Source organism: Marilutibacter chinensis (assembly GCF_021725675.1).
In the GTDB taxonomy this organism is placed as follows: Bacteria; Pseudomonadota; Gammaproteobacteria; order Xanthomonadales; family Xanthomonadaceae; genus Marilutibacter; species Marilutibacter chinensis.
On record NZ_JAKJPO010000009.1, the window covers coordinates 22,204 to 35,747 of the forward strand.

Here is a 13,544-nt window from a genome sequence, read left to right on the forward strand (position 1 = left end):
GGCCTTCCGTCTCCGGGGCCGGCTCGTAGGCCAGGAGGGGGATTACAGCGCGTCGGCGTCCAGTTCTCCGGTACGGATGCGCACCGCACGGTCGAGGTCGTAGACAAAGATCTTGCCGTCGCCGACCTTGCCGGTGCCGGCCGCCTTGATGATCGCCTCGACGACCGCGTCCACCAGGTCGTCGGTGACCGCGATCTCGAGCTTGATCTTGGGCAGGAAGTCGACCACGTATTCGGCGCCGCGGTAGAGCTCGGTATGGCCCTTCTGACGGCCGAAGCCCTTGACCTCGGTGGCGGTGATGCCGGCCACGCCGACCTCGGACAACGCCTCGCGGACGTCGTCGAGCTTGAACGGCTTGACCACCGCCATGACCATCTTCATTGCTGCGCCTCCCTCAACGGCCGATGGCCCGGCAGCGATGTCCGGGCCTGCGTTCAGGATAGCGTCTCCCCCGACGGGCGCCCAGCGCGGTGGCCGCGGCAGCCGGTCACGATGGGGTAAAGTGCGCGTCCGCGTCCGGCCGCTGCGGACGTTTTCACCGAAAGCCCGCACCTAGGAAACTTCCTAGCCGACGACGCGGCACAGGATGAGTGCGCGGCCACATCCGGCACGCCAAGCTGGTTCCATGCCGAACAGTCCACGCCGGACAGGAACACAACCCATGATCGACCTGACCCAGATTGACGAACTCGCCCGCCGCCTCAGCAACCTGGTTCCGCCTGGCCTGCGCGAGAGCCGCGAGGAGCTGCAGCAGAACTTCAAGACCGTGCTCCAGAGCGGTCTGCAGAGGCTGGACCTGGTGACCCGCGAGGAGTTCGAGGTACAACGCGCAGTCCTGCAGCGCACCCGCGAGAAGCTCGAGGCCCTGCAACGGACCGTCGCCGAGCTCGAAGCGCAACTCGGCGACGGCTCCGGCAACGACACGCCGCGCCACTAGCCGGGCGCGCCACAATGAACCTGGCCCTCGTGCACGGACGTGCGCGGTCCGGGGTGCGGGCGCCGGCGGTGCGGGTGGAGGTGCACCTGGGCGGCGGCCTGCCCGCGATGTCGATCGTCGGCCTGCCCGAAGCGGCGGTACGCGAAGCCAAGGACCGTGTCCGCGCCGCGATCCAGTGCGCGCAGTTCGAGTTCCCGGCGCGCCGGATCACCGTCAATCTCGCCCCGGCCGACCTGCCGAAGGACGGCGGCCGTTTCGACCTGCCGATCGCGCTCGGCATCCTGGCCGCCAGCGGGCAGATCCCGCTGGAACCCTTGCGCGACTATGAATTTCTCGGCGAACTGGGCCTGACTGGCGAACTGCGCGCGGTCGACGGCGTGCTGCCGGCGGCGCTGGCGTCCGCCGATGCAGGACACCGGCTGGTCGTACCGGCCGACAACGGTGCGGAAGCGGCGCTGTCGAGCCGGGTCGAGGCCTACACCGCGCGCACCCTGCTGGAGGTATGCGCACTGCTGCAGGGACGGCGGTCGCTGCCGGCCGCGGTCGCGGTACCGACGCAGGACAGGCCCGGCCCCGATCTCGCCGAGGTGCGCGGCCAGGCCCACGCGCGGCGCGCGCTGGAAGTCGCCGCGGCAGGCGGTCACCACCTGCTGCTGGTGGGCCCGCCCGGCTGCGGCAAAACCCTGCTGGCGTCACGGTTGCCGGGTCTGCTGCCGCAGGCGTCGGAGGACGAGGCGCTGGAGGCGGCGGCGATCGCCTCCATCAGCGGTCGCGGCCTCGACCCGGCGCGGTGGCGCCAGCGCCGGTTCCGTGCACCCCACCACACCGCCAGTGCGGTCGCGCTGATCGGCGGCGGTGCCGAGCCGCGCCCCGGCGAGGTCTCGCTCGCGCATGAGGGTGTGCTGTTCCTCGACGAGCTGCCGGAGTGGAGCCGACAGGCACTGGAGGTACTGCGCGAACCGCTCGAATCCGGCGTGGTGACGGTCTCGCGGGCGGCACGCAGCGCCGAGTTCCCGGCCCGCTTCCAGCTGGTCGCGGCGATGAATCCATGCCCGTGCGGCTGGGCCGGCGACGCCAGCGGGCGCTGTCGTTGCAGCCCGGATGTGATCCGCCGCTACCGCGGCCGGATCTCCGGGCCGCTGATGGACCGGATCGACCTTCACGTGCACGTGCCACGGCTGCCGCCATCGGAACTGCGCCCCGACGGACCGGCCGGCGAGTCCAGCGAGGCCGTGCAGGCGCGCGTGGTCGCCGCACGTGCGAGGCAGCTCGCCCGCGCAGGCAAACCCAATGCCCGTCTCGGCGAAGCCGGGATGCGCGAATCGTGTCGGCTCGGCGCCTCCGATCAGACGCTGCTGGAACGTGCGGTCGAATCGCTGCGCCTGAGCGCGCGCTCGATGCACCGGATCCTGCGGGTGGCGCGGACCATCGCCGATCTCGCCGGCAGCGCCGAGATCGGCACCGCCCACCTCACCGAGGCGATCGGCTACCGGCGGACGGAAGGCAACGCCGGATGACAGGGTCGACGGCAGCCGACAGCGATGCGTCACCCGCGCCTCGCCTGACGCTTCGGTCCGGCCCGGGAACCTCGACGGAAGTGGCCGAACCGCATTGCCGGGAACAGTGGCTGGAAGGCGGGCGCGAACCGGCTCCTCGGAGTACGGCGAACGGTCAGAGTCCGCCGCAGTCCTGGCCGCAGGTCTTCGGCCGCTCCAGCCAGTCGCGCGCGCCCTCGCGTGCCTCGCGCCGTTCGGCCTCGGTACCGCATCGGGTCACCCGCCGTGCGGTGCCTGACATCTTCTCGCGCCAGCACACCGTCTGCTCGTCACCGGCCCGGCGCGTGTTCTTCACGTAGGCGTTGATCTGCTCGAGCGCGTTCTCCAGCTCGATCTTCTCGTCGACGCTCAACTCGTCGAGCCGGCTCTTGCCTTCGGTGACCGCGAACACCTGCTCCTGCGCCTTGCGTACGCGGTTGTTTTCGCGCGTTGTCAGGCCCTCGATGCCGCCGTCGTCGAGGTCGGTCTTGAGCTCCCGCTGCTGCTCGAGGATCACCTGCAGACGGTCGATGTCCTCGACCGTGTCAGCGGAACCGGCCGGCGGCGTCTGCGCCAGCGTCGTGCCGCCGGTTGCGATCAGCACGACCAGAACCCATGTCCGAACGATGCGTTTCATGGCACACCCCGCTTGCCGGTGGACGACGACTGCCGTACGGAACCGGCCGCCGTCGTCGGTGCCTGGCCTCAGAAACCGCCTTCGAGCGATTTGCCGCTGCCGCAATCGCCGCTGCACATGACCGGCTTGTCGACGTAGTTGCGGGTGTCCTCCCGCACCGCGCGCATTTCGGCTACGGTCGCGCAACGCGTGGTCCGCATCGTGGTGCCGATCTTGCGCTCGCGCCAGCACTCCTGGCGGTTGTCCTCGTTCTCGTTGATGACCGCCTTTACTTCCTCGAGCGCGTTGAACAGCTCGACCTTCTGGTCCGGGTCGAGCTGATCGACGGTGCTGACATCGTCCAGCAGCTCGAAGACGCGATCCTGCGCGGTGTGCATGCGCTCCAGCGCCTGCGAGCCGAAGCGGGCGTACTCGCCGGTCGAGACCTCGCTTTCGCGGCGGATCTCGTGCTGCTGCTTGAGGATCTGCCCCACCTTGTCGACGTTCGCGACCGCGGTGACCGATACCAGGCCCAGTGCGAGGGTGGCGATCCAGGTACTTGCTTTCATGACGTTCTCCTTCGGGTGGTGGGGCCGGCCTGCGGGGCCGGATGCACAGGTGCCCGCGTACGGGCCGGATCAGTCCGAGGCGCAGTCCATGCAGATGCTGCGGGCGTCCATCGCGTTGCGCGCGGCCTCTCGCTCTTCGCGCAACTGGGCGACGGTCTTGCAGACACGTTCCTTGCGGTTGCTGCCCAGGACCCGGCGGCGCTCGCAGACGAGGCGCTCGTCGCTGGCACGCGTCAGCGCATTCTCGATCCATTCGACATCGGCCCCCACGCGGGCCTGCGCGTCGCTGTCGAGCTCATCGATGCGGCGCTTGCCCTCGAGCAGGGCGAGCATGCGCGCCTGCCGCTCGGCCAGCTCCTCGCGGGACTTCGCCGACAGTTCGGCGTACGGGCTGTCGCCCGCCTGGATGCCGGCGTTGATCTGCGCCTGGCGCGCACGGATCTGGTCGGGCTGCTGGGAAGTTGCCGCACCGGCGGCGGAAACGGAAAGGGCCAAGGCCAGCGCGACCGCTGCCTTCAACAGGAGATGGCGCATGTATGGGGGCTGTTGGTTACATGAATGGTGTCCGAACATACAACGGCATTCCACGCCGTGTCGACCGACTTTGCACAGCCCGAACGCATATTTGGCAAGGCGCCGCCCGTGCCGGCGGGCGGCGAGGGGCCGTCGGGGACCGTCCGCTCCGGCGGCAGCGGATCAGTCGCCCTCCCGCTCCCAGACTTCCCCCGCCGGATCGAGTTCGGCGGTCTCCATCACCGTGCCGCGCCAGCCGAACCCGCACAGCGCCAGCGCGCCCTGGCTGATCGGATCGAGGCCGAACGTCCGCTCGACCAGCTTCTCGTTGATCGCGCCGGTGATGAAGGCGCCCAGTCCCGCCTCCGTCGCGGACAGGTACAGCGTCTGCGACAGGTGGCCGCCCTCCAGCGCCACCACCCGGTAGCCCTTGGCATGCTGGCGATACTTCCAGAACGTGCGGTCGAAGCGCGGCGACAGCACCACCAGCACGTGCGCATCGGCGAACCAGTGCTGCCGGGCGGCGATGTCCATCACCAGCTCGCGCAGCGGCCGGTCCGGGGCGGGCAGCGGCTCCAGCGCATGTTCGACCGCGTGGTAGTGGTACAGCCCCGGCGCCAGGCCTTCGACGTGCTGTACCAGCAGGTAGCACTCCATCGGGTGCAGACCGCCGCCGCTGGGTACGTTCTTCTTCAGGAACACGGTGTCGTCGGACACCCGTACCTCGGCCTGGGCGGCGAACACGCGCTGCATCAGCTGGGCGAACGCCTGCAACGGCAGTCGGCGCGACGGGTCGAAGTTGCGGCAGGTGGCGCGACGGGCGAGCAGGCGGTCGAAGTCGTTCGGGGCGACCCTCGGCAGTGCCAGACGGTCGCCGGCGTCGGTGCGGGCCGCGGCCTCGACCGGCGGCGCGCCGAGCACCTCGCGCATCTCCACCGCCGTGCCGGTACGGCTGTCCCTGGTGTTCTGCACCGCGTCGACCCCCTCCCAGCGGGTGAAGGCGTGCAGGGTCGCCCCGAGCGGGTGCCAATGGACCTGACGGAACAGCTGGTCGCGTTCGCGCCAGCGCGCCCGCACGGGGTCGGCCGGATCGGTCTCGGCGATGACCAGCCCTTCGGCCAGCAGCCGCTGCAACGCCGCGGCACCCTCACCGAGACTGTCGGCCTCGACCCACTGACCAGGGCTCAGCCGCCCCAGCAGCTCGCGTTCGCCGGCGTCGAGCTCGACTTCCTCGCCGATGTGCGGGGCCAGCGCCAGCCAGCGTCGCGTCCGGCGCAGGCCGTCGCCGCCGGTCAGCAGCGAATCCAGCTCGAACGCAACCTCCTCCCGCGGTTCGAGGAAGACGACCGCGCAGCGGCGGATGCGCATGGGAAAGCCCCGTTTCAAGTCCGGCGCTACTTTAGCGCGCGCATCGCGTGCGTCGACATGCGGCGACTCGACGCGATTTGTGACGGTTGCCCGTCCGCAGCCGGGACGCTAGATTCTGCCGCTGACGGCCTGGCCCAGGGCCGCACACGGGGAAACATCGATGAGCACCAAGACCCGGACCGCGCCGCTGCCGACGGAGGTCGCCGATCGCCTGCTGGATCTGCTCGGCAGCGACGATCTGTTTCGCGAGCGTTTCCAGCGCGACCATCTCGCCGCCCTGCGTTCGATCGGCTACGAATCGCCCGCCCCCGGCCAGATGACGGCCTGCGGCGCGATCCCGGCGGCCGAGGCGGAGCCGTTCGAGGGATGCAAGGTCAGGCAACTGGCGTCGAAGGAAACCATCTCCGCTGCCCGCGAAGAGATCCTGGCCATGTTACTTCGCGGGCTGGACCAGACCACGCCAAAGCTCGACACCGGCAACGCAACGGGCCGCTACCTGCGCAGGTAGGCCTTTTCATCGAAGCCCGGCCACACGCTGCCGAACGCATCTTTCCGGGCTTGAGCGTCCTTCGATCGACCCAGTTCTTCCAGCAACTGGGCCTCCCGGCGGACCGCAAGACGACTGTCGGCGACGTTCAGCGCCTGCAGGCAATGTCCGCATTCGAGCTCCACGTAGGCCAGTCCGCGTCGCCGCTGCAGCCAACGCGCCTGTTCGACCGCCTCCTCCAGGCGTCCGTCCCTTGCATAGGCTTCCATCAGCTCGACACGCGTCTGATAGCGCTCACCGCCCACCAGAAGCGGTTCAAGGGCGGTGACGGCTTCGCGCGCCCTGCCGTTGCGGCGATCGACCGCGGCGCGAAGCACCACGCGAAGTTCGGAGAGAGCCGGCGTCCGCATCAGGGCGTCGTGCTCGTCCAGCGCCGCAATCACACGCTTCGCGACGTCCCGATCGCCCGATCGGAGCGCGACCAATGCGGACGCCAGGGCCAGCGCCGCATCCTCTTCGGCATCCGCATTGAATCCGCCGGCCGCCTCCAGCGCCTGGATGGCGATGTCCGCGGTCCTGCCGGCCTGCCGTGCGGCCGCCTTCCGGTCCCCGGCCAGCATGTCGACGACGGCGACCGGCAGCCGCAGGTAGCGCCCGGCAAGCCCGTCCGGGTTGTCCAGTGTGGCGAGCGCCTGCCGTGAAGCCTCGCGCGCCGCGGTCCAGTCCGACCGATCGACGGCAAGCGAGGTCTGCTCGATGTACGAATAGGCGTTGGCCGGGTCGAGCGATTTCGCGTAGCGTGCGGCCGCCTCGAGATCGCCGCGCGCGGCCGCGGTCGAGACCAGCCGCCGCATCGAACTGCCGGTCATCTCGTTCGAGCGCCTGAACGCGGCTTCCGCCTCCGCATACCGCTCCAGGCCCAGTTGCGCACGGCCGACCGAATCGAACTCCTGGCCCGCCAGCGGATTCTGCGGGACCGCGGCCGCAAGCGCATGCTCCAGTGCAGCCTTGAACTGGTTGTCCTTGTACAGCCAGGTGGCCGCGTTGCCCTGTGCCGGCATGAAATCCGGATACAGCCGGGCCAGTTCGACCCACTTCGATGCCGTCGTCGCCGGGTCGTCGAACTTGGCCGCCCATGCGTCGAGATACATCGCCTCGCGCGAGGGCAGGTGTTTGCGCAGCGTCTGCGCCTTGCGCATGGGTTCGACAGCGGCAGGCGCATTCTCCACGGCGTAGTGCGAGCGCACCTGGCCGATCCACGCAAGCGCGAACTCCGGATCCAGCTGCGTCGCCCGCCGGTAAAGCTGCAACGATTCGGTGAACCGGTGATTCGCATAGGCCTCCTGCGCCAACGCATATGCGCGCAACGCGTCTAGATTGCCGGTGGTGACCTCCGGCAATGGCCTGGAGTCCTTGTCGATCTGCACCACCGCCTCGCCCAGGTCCGCGCGCAGTGCGCCGGTGACCTGGTCGATCGACGCCAGCACCGACTCCTCGCCCTTGCCGTCGGCGACGTGCGCGTAGACGGTGGTCTGGGTATACGGATCGATCACCTCGACGCTGAAGCGCAGGCGGCCACCGACCTCGGAGACGGTCGGCACGATCACCGCGCGGGCACCATCGCGCTGGGCGATCTGCGCGGCCAGGCCGCGGTCGACGAGCGTCTCCGGATCCAGGCGCATGCGGGCCAGCGAATCGCGGACCTTCAGGTCCGACAGCACGTTGACGAAGCGCGACTGCTCCAGGCTGATCCGGAACGCCTGCTCCAGCGAGTCGTCCAGGCGGGTGTCGCCGGTGAGGTTGCGCAGGTCGCCGACCACGACCCAGTCGCGCTCGTTGAAGGCGATCGCCGGCGGCGGCCGGGTCGCGAACCAGCCACCGACCGTGACCGCCGCGACCAGTGCGGCCTCGGCGGCAAGCATCGCCGGCCGGCGCCACAGCGGGATGTCCCGCCAGGCCTTGGGCGAATTCGGCGGCGCCCGCAACGGCGCGACACCGGGCTCGCCGACCTCGAAGATCTGCTGGCGCTCGACGACGCCCTTGAACTGCCACACGCCGTGCGACTTCCAGATCATGTGCTGGCCGCGCTCGCCCAGTTCACGGGCGGCACGGTGGGCGAGCGGCTCGGCGACCGCCGACATCAGCACCTGGCCGGGACGCGCGATCGACATCAGCCGCGCGGCGATCGGCTTGGCGAGGCCCTCGACCTCGACCGGCTTGGCGCCCAGGCGCACGGCCTCGTCGCTGTTGCGCCAGGTCAGCACCTCGCCGACATGCAGACCGGCGCGGGTGCGGACCTTCAGGTGGCGCAGCTTGCCGATCTCGTCCAGGCCACGTCCGTAGTCGAGCGCGAAGCCCAGGCCGTCGATCGGCCGCTCGAACAGCAACAGCAGGCCATCGGAGCGGTCGATCAGGCGACCGCGCCACTGCTGCTGCAGGCGCAGCACCAGACGATCGTGCTCGCGGAAGAACTGTGCGGTGCCGCTGTCGCCGAGCTGTTCGACCAGGGTGGTGGAGTCGCAGATGTCGGTCAGCAGGATCGTGCGCAGCTGCGGCGCTGCCGTGGCGGCCTGGGGCTCCTGCTCGAGCGTCACGACGTCGTCCATGGCGGCAACGGTCAGGCTGGACTCGGCAATGGATCCTGCCATTCGACCCGTCCGCCACCGAGCCGCTTGGCACGGTAGAGGGCGGCGTCGGCCTGCGCATACCAGGCATTCCAGTCGGCATCGGCCTCGACCAGGCAGGCGCCGACGCTGAGCGGGCAGATGATCGGGGTGCCGCCTTCGTCGCTGCCCAGCGCCAGCAGATCCTGGGCGGTGCGGGCGACGTAGCTGGCGACCCGCATCACGTCGTCGCGCTGGCCGGACGCGACCACCAGGCAGAACTCGTCGCCGCCGAGCCGGCACGCAAGATCCTCCGGACCGACCACCGCGCGCAGGATGCTGGCCACGCTCTGCAGCACGCGGTCGCCGACCAGATGGCCGTACTCGTCGTTGACCTGCTTGAACCGGTCGCAATCGACCAGCACCAGGCCGAGCGCCGAGGTCATGCCGATTTCGCGGCACTCCTGCATGTGCAGCATCAGGCCGCGACGGTTGTAGAGTCCGGTCAGCTCGTCGGTGCGGACCAGTTCCTCGGTCTGGTTCAGCTGATGGGTGGTCGTATGCAGGCTGTCGAGCGCCGCCTGCAGATCGTGATTCCGGCGGCGCAGGCGACGGATCAGGCCCTGTTCGTTGTAGACCACGCGCATGATCGCGCGGCGCAGGAAGAAGGACACGGTGGCCGGGTCCTGATCCACCAGGCGCTCGAACTCCTCGTGGCGCAGTTCGATCAGCTCGCCTTCGCAGACGGCGATCGCGTCTGCACTGCGGGCATGGTCGCCGATCAGCAGGCCCAGCTCGCCGAAGAACTCGTTCGGACCGAGCCGCTTGACCTGCAGGTCGTCGCCGAAGTCGAGGTCGATCTCGCCGCGCGAGATCACGTACATCACGGTGCCGCTGTCGCCGCGGCGGAACAGCATCTCCCCCGGCCGCACGTGACGCAGGCGGCCCATGCGCGCGAACAGCTCGAATTCGTCGGCGCTCAGGATCGCCGACGTCATCGCCATCACATCGTGCGCGTTGCGCGAAGCGTCCACGGTCCTCCCCGCCTTGCCGTCGGTCGTCCGATCAGGCATCGCAAACGCCAGGTTTTCGCGGTTCATGCGCACCCCCGCACCGTCGATGCCCCATCCCTGTTCGCCAGACCCGTGCACCGCTGCGGCACAGGCGTCCGGAGAATAGCACCTCACCCGCTCGATTAACGGAATGGCCCGGGGCCGGCGGACAAGCGGTCCGGCACCGCGGATCGCCCGCGCAGCGGATTCGCCGGCATCACGCCCGACGCGCGGGACATCCTGCCGGTCCGGTTCCGCTCATCGCCTGGCGTGCCACGCCTCCCGCCCGTGGGCCGCCGGCACGCGACCGCAGCGCAGGCGGACAGCAGCCGGCGGCATGCGCGGATCCAGGCGGGTCGTGCGGATGGACCGACAGGGGCGACCGCACGACGCGTGCCGCTCCGGCCCGGATCGACCGGGTGACGGGGCCGGCTCTCGCGCGGCCCCACGGGCGTGTGGCTGCAGTGGGATCGAGACCGCCTGCATCCATCGCCGGCCGCCTCAACGACGGACCCGGCAACCGTTCGCCCTAGCCCGCCCTGGAGCCGAAAAAAGCGAGCGGTCCGTGGCTCCGGATGTGCTCCGGAGCCGTCGGGTCAGGCGGCGATCGCCTGGTGACCGGCCTTGCTGCCGGTCGCACGCTCGTCGTCGCGGAACTGCTCCTCCTCGGTCGAGCCCTTCAGCGCGACGGTCGAGGACTGGCCGCCCTGGATGGTCTGGGTGACCGCGTCGAAATAGCCGGTGCCGACCTCGCGCTGGTGCTTGACCGCGGTAAAGCCCTTTTCGGCGGCCGCGAACTCGGCCTCCTGCAGCTCGACGAAGGCGCTCATCTGCCGGCGCGCGTAGCCGTGGGCAAGATTGAACATGCCGTAGTTCAGCGCATGGAAGCCGGCCAGGGTGATGAACTGGAACTTGTAGCCGTAGGACGCGATCTCCTTCTGGAACTTCGCGATGGTTTCGTCGTCGAGGTTCTTCTTCCAGTTGAAGCTGGGCGAGCAGTTGTAGGCCAGCAGCTTGCCCGGGTACTTGGCGTGGATCGCCTCGGCGAACTTGCGGGCGAACTCCAGGTCCGGCTTGCCGGTCTCGCACCAGACCAGATCCGCGTAGGGCGCATAGGCCAGGCCCCGGCTGATCGCCTGGTCGAGGCCGTTGCGGGTCTTGTAGAAGCCCTCGACGGTGCGCTCGCCGGTGGTGAACGGCTTGTCGTTGTCGTCGATGTCGCTGGTCAGCAGATCGGCGGCCTCGGCATCGGTGCGGGCGACGATGATCGTCGGCACGCCCATCACGTCGGCGGCCAGGCGCGCGGCGACCAGCTTCTCGACCGCCTCGCGGGTCGGCACCAGCACCTTGCCGCCGAGGTGGCCGCACTTCTTGGCCGAGGCGAGCTGGTCCTCGAAGTGCACGCCGGCGGCACCGGCCTCGATCATGCCCTTCATCAGCTCGAAGGCATTGAGCACGCCGCCGAAACCGGCCTCGGCGTCGGCCACGATCGGCTGCAGGAAATCGACTTCGCCGCCGCAGTTGTCGCCATTGCGTTCGGCGCACTGGATCTGGTCGGCGCGCAGCAGGGTGTTGTTGATCCGCCTGACCACCGCCGGCACCGAGTCGGCCGGGTACAGCGACTGGTCCGGGTACATCTGGCCGCCGAGGTTCGCGTCGGCCGCGACCTGCCAGCCGGAGAGGTAGATCGCCTTCAGCCCGGCCTTGACCTGCTGCATCGCCTGGTTGCCTGTCAGCGCACCCAGCGCGTTGATGAACTCCTCGGTCTGCAGCGAGTTCCAGAGCTTCTCGGCGCCATGGCGGGCGATCGAGTACTCGACCGGCACGGTGCCGCGCAGACGCACGACATCCTCGGCAGAGTACGGACGGGTGATCCCGGCCCAGCGCGGGCTGCTGGCCCATTGCTGGCGCAGTTGGTCGGCGGTGGCGTGGGTATGGCTCATGGCGGTGGCCTCTTTGCGGCGCCCTTGCTCGGGCGTGTGGGGTTCGTGTTTGTGGTGGGTGGTTTTGTATGTAGGAGCGGCGTAAGCCGCGACCGGACGTCACGGGAACGCTTCATCGCGGCTTACGCCGCTCCTACAGATGTCGGCTAAGCTCGGATCAATCCAGCCGCGCGTACGCGGGCAGGGTCAGGAACTCCTCAAGCGTGTCGGCGTGGGTCAGGCGGTCGAGCACGCCGATCGCCTCGTTGATGCGGCTGCCGCCCGGGATCCGGCTACGGTCGCCGATGCGCTTGGGCAGGCCGATGAAGGCACGCTCGAGCAGGGCGAAGTCGACCGGGGTGCCGTCGTCCAGGTGCAGTTCTTCGCTGTGCAACCATGACCACAGCTGGGCACGGGCGATCTCGGCGGTGGCGGCGTCCTCCATCAGGTTGTGGATCGGCACGCAGCCGTTGCCGTCCAGCCAGGCGGCGAGGTAGCGCACGCAGACCTCGACGTTGCCCTCGAAACCGGCGCGGGTGATCGTGCCCAGCGACGGCCGGATCAGCTCGTCGCGGCTGACGGTGACCTCCTCGCGCAGCACGTGCTGCTGGTGCTTGCCGGGCATGCGCTCGTCGAACACCGCGCGCGCGACCGGGATCAGCGCCGGATGCGCGACCCAGGTGCCGTCATGGCCGGCGGTGACCTCGCGCAGCTTGTCGGCGCGGACCTTGGCCAACGCCGCCTCGTTCGCCTCGATGCTCGCCCGGTCGCTGCCGCCGACCGGTATCTGCGCGGCCATGCCGCCCATGGCGTGGGCGCCGCGGCGGTGACAGGTCTGGATCAGCAGCTCGGAGTAGGCGCGCAGGAACGGCTGGGTCATCGTCACCTGGCCGCGCTCGGGCAGCACCCGGTCGCGGTGCGCGCGGAAGGTCTTGATGTACGAGAACATGTAATCCCAGCGGCCGCAGTTGAGGCCGGCGATGCGGCCGCGCAGCGCATGCAGGATCTCGTCCATCTCGAATACCGCCGGCAGGGTCTCGATCAGCACGGTGACCTTAATCCGGCCCTCCGCCAACCCGAGCGCCTGCTCGATGTGGCCGAGCACGTCGTTCCAGAGCTGCGCCTCCTCCATGCACTGGAGCTTCGGCAGGTACAGATAGGGTCCGCGGTCCTTCGCGGCGAGCACGTCCGCATTGTGGAAACAGAACAGCGCGGCATCGAAAATGCTTGCTGAAATCGGGCTGCCGGCGCTCGCCGCGCCGTCGACGCGCGTGCTGTCGACAAGCACGTGCTTCTCGTCCAGGTGCCAGCCGCGCGGGCGCACCATCAGCACCGCCTGCTCCCGGAACGGCTTCAGTGTGTAGAGCTTGCCGGGGCGGCCGTCGGCGGCCGGCGATGTGAAGGTCAGGGTGCCGGCGACCGCCTCGCGCAACGCGCCCTGGCCGGTCAGCAGGTTGTCCCAGGTCGGCGAGGTGCTGTCCTCGAAATCGGCCATGTAGCAGTTGGCGCCGGAATTGAGCGCGTTGATGACCATCTTCGGGTCGACCGGACCGGTGATCTCGACCCGGCGGTCGAGCAGCGCCGCCGGCAGCGGCGCGACCCGCCAGTCGCCGGCGCGGATCGCTGCGGTGTCCTCGCGGAAATCGGGCAGGCCTCCGGCGTCGAAAAAGGCCTGGCGCTCGCGACGCGCTGCCAGCCGGGTCTGGCGGGCGCCCTCGAAGCGGCGGTGCAGGTCGGCGAGCAGGTCGAGCGCGGCCGGGGTCAGCAGCGCATCCTGGCCCGCTGCCTGCGCGGTGATCTCGACGCCCACCGGAATCTTGCCGGGGTCGTGGGGGTGCTGCCTTTCTGCCATCACTGCCGACATCGTGCGTCTCCTGCTGGAACGTTGGATCAGGAGGCGGGTGCTGGAACGATCCGCCCTGTCCAGCACCATGCGGCGACG

General features: G+C 69.6%; 12 protein-coding genes. 3 read left to right on the top strand and 9 right to left on the bottom strand.

Annotated features, from left to right (window positions below; all coding sequences use genetic code 11):
• Positions 1-42: 42 nt before the first annotated feature.
• The gene (locus tag L3V18_RS13635; protein WP_111267765.1) at positions 43-381 is read right to left on the bottom strand and encodes a P-II family nitrogen regulator; all 339 of its coding nucleotides are present in this window, start codon (positions 379-381) and stop codon (positions 43-45) included.
• Between the two features lie 280 nt (positions 382-661).
• Here L3V18_RS13635 and ubiK point away from each other — a divergent pair, with 280 nt between their 5' ends.
• Positions 662-937 (top strand): ubiquinone biosynthesis accessory factor UbiK, encoded by a 276-nt coding sequence (gene ubiK, locus L3V18_RS13640; RefSeq protein ID WP_237055762.1) that lies wholly within the window; start codon positions 662-664, stop codon positions 935-937.
• 14 nt (positions 938-951) lie between these two features.
• Positions 952-2,454, top strand: a complete 1,503-nt coding sequence (locus L3V18_RS13645; RefSeq protein ID WP_237055763.1) for a YifB family Mg chelatase-like AAA ATPase — start codon at positions 952-954, stop codon at positions 2,452-2,454.
• A 154-nt stretch (positions 2,455-2,608) separates the two neighbouring features.
• Here L3V18_RS13645 and L3V18_RS13650 read toward each other — a convergent pair whose 3' ends face one another.
• From L3V18_RS13650 to L3V18_RS13665, 4 genes are all read right to left on the bottom strand, one after another.
• Complete coding sequence (locus L3V18_RS13650; RefSeq protein ID WP_237055764.1) at positions 2,609-3,109, bottom strand: hypothetical protein; 501 nt, start codon at positions 3,107-3,109, stop codon at positions 2,609-2,611.
• A 68-nt stretch (positions 3,110-3,177) separates the two neighbouring features.
• Positions 3,178-3,657, bottom strand: coding sequence for a hypothetical protein (locus tag L3V18_RS13655; protein ID WP_237055765.1), 480 nt, complete (start codon positions 3,655-3,657; stop codon positions 3,178-3,180).
• A gap of 69 nt (positions 3,658-3,726) precedes the next feature.
• A complete protein-coding gene (locus tag L3V18_RS13660; protein WP_237055766.1) occupies positions 3,727-4,191 on the bottom strand; it encodes a hypothetical protein in 465 nt (154 codons plus the stop codon).
• 162 nt (positions 4,192-4,353) lie between these two features.
• Positions 4,354-5,538: a putative peptide maturation dehydrogenase gene (locus tag L3V18_RS13665; protein ID WP_237055767.1), complete on the bottom strand. Its 1,185-nt coding sequence runs from the start codon at positions 5,536-5,538 to the stop codon at positions 4,354-4,356.
• Between the two features lie 160 nt (positions 5,539-5,698).
• Between L3V18_RS13665 and L3V18_RS13670 the strand changes: the two genes are divergently transcribed.
• Positions 5,699-6,046, top strand: a complete 348-nt coding sequence (locus tag L3V18_RS13670) for an NHLP-related RiPP peptide (protein WP_237055768.1) — start codon at positions 5,699-5,701, stop codon at positions 6,044-6,046.
• Here the strand turns inward: L3V18_RS13670 and L3V18_RS13675 are convergent.
• From L3V18_RS13675 to aceB, 4 genes are all read right to left on the bottom strand, one after another.
• Positions 6,031-8,631 carry a putative peptide modification system cyclase gene (locus L3V18_RS13675; RefSeq protein WP_425493539.1) on the bottom strand — a complete coding sequence of 867 codons (2,601 nt, stop codon included), beginning with the start codon at positions 8,629-8,631 and terminating at the stop codon, positions 6,031-6,033. The genes L3V18_RS13670 and L3V18_RS13675 overlap by 16 nt on opposite strands.
• Before the next feature lie 11 nt (positions 8,632-8,642).
• Positions 8,643-9,632, bottom strand: a complete 990-nt coding sequence (locus L3V18_RS13680; protein ID WP_237055953.1) for a GGDEF domain-containing protein — start codon at positions 9,630-9,632, stop codon at positions 8,643-8,645.
• Positions 9,633-10,276: 644 nt separating this feature from the next.
• Positions 10,277-11,623 carry an isocitrate lyase gene (aceA, locus tag L3V18_RS13685; RefSeq protein ID WP_237055772.1) on the bottom strand — a complete coding sequence of 449 codons (1,347 nt, stop codon included), beginning with the start codon at positions 11,621-11,623 and terminating at the stop codon, positions 10,277-10,279.
• A gap of 157 nt (positions 11,624-11,780) precedes the next feature.
• Positions 11,781-13,466 carry a malate synthase A gene (gene aceB, locus L3V18_RS13690; RefSeq protein WP_425493533.1) on the bottom strand — a complete coding sequence of 562 codons (1,686 nt, stop codon included), beginning with the start codon at positions 13,464-13,466 and terminating at the stop codon, positions 11,781-11,783.
• Between the last annotated feature and the right edge of the window lie 78 nt (positions 13,467-13,544).

Excerpts from the sequence above, each read along its gene's own strand:
- L3V18_RS13635 (WP_111267765.1), bottom strand. The coding sequence starts at position 381 with ATGAAGATGGTCATGGCGGTGGTCAAGCCGTTCAAGCTCGACGACGTC.
- ubiK (WP_237055762.1), top strand. The coding sequence starts at position 662 with ATGATCGACCTGACCCAGATTGACGAACTCGCCCGCCGCCTCAGCAAC.
- L3V18_RS13645 (WP_237055763.1), top strand. The coding sequence starts at position 952 with ATGAACCTGGCCCTCGTGCACGGACGTGCGCGGTCCGGGGTGCGGGCG.
- L3V18_RS13650 (WP_237055764.1), bottom strand. The coding sequence starts at position 3,109 with ATGAAACGCATCGTTCGGACATGGGTTCTGGTCGTGCTGATCGCAACC.
- L3V18_RS13655 (WP_237055765.1), bottom strand. The coding sequence starts at position 3,657 with ATGAAAGCAAGTACCTGGATCGCCACCCTCGCACTGGGCCTGGTATCG.
- L3V18_RS13660 (WP_237055766.1), bottom strand. The coding sequence starts at position 4,191 with ATGCGCCATCTCCTGTTGAAGGCAGCGGTCGCGCTGGCCTTGGCCCTT.
- L3V18_RS13665 (WP_237055767.1), bottom strand. The coding sequence starts at position 5,538 with ATGCGCATCCGCCGCTGCGCGGTCGTCTTCCTCGAACCGCGGGAGGAG.
- L3V18_RS13670 (WP_237055768.1), top strand. The coding sequence starts at position 5,699 with ATGAGCACCAAGACCCGGACCGCGCCGCTGCCGACGGAGGTCGCCGAT.
- L3V18_RS13675 (WP_425493539.1), bottom strand. The coding sequence starts at position 8,631 with ATGGACGACGTCGTGACGCTCGAGCAGGAGCCCCAGGCCGCCACGGCA.
- L3V18_RS13680 (WP_237055953.1), bottom strand. The coding sequence starts at position 9,632 with ATGGCGATGACGTCGGCGATCCTGAGCGCCGACGAATTCGAGCTGTTC.
- aceA (WP_237055772.1), bottom strand. The coding sequence starts at position 11,623 with ATGAGCCATACCCACGCCACCGCCGACCAACTGCGCCAGCAATGGGCC.
- aceB (WP_425493533.1), bottom strand. The coding sequence starts at position 13,466 with ATGTCGGCAGTGATGGCAGAAAGGCAGCACCCCCACGACCCCGGCAAG.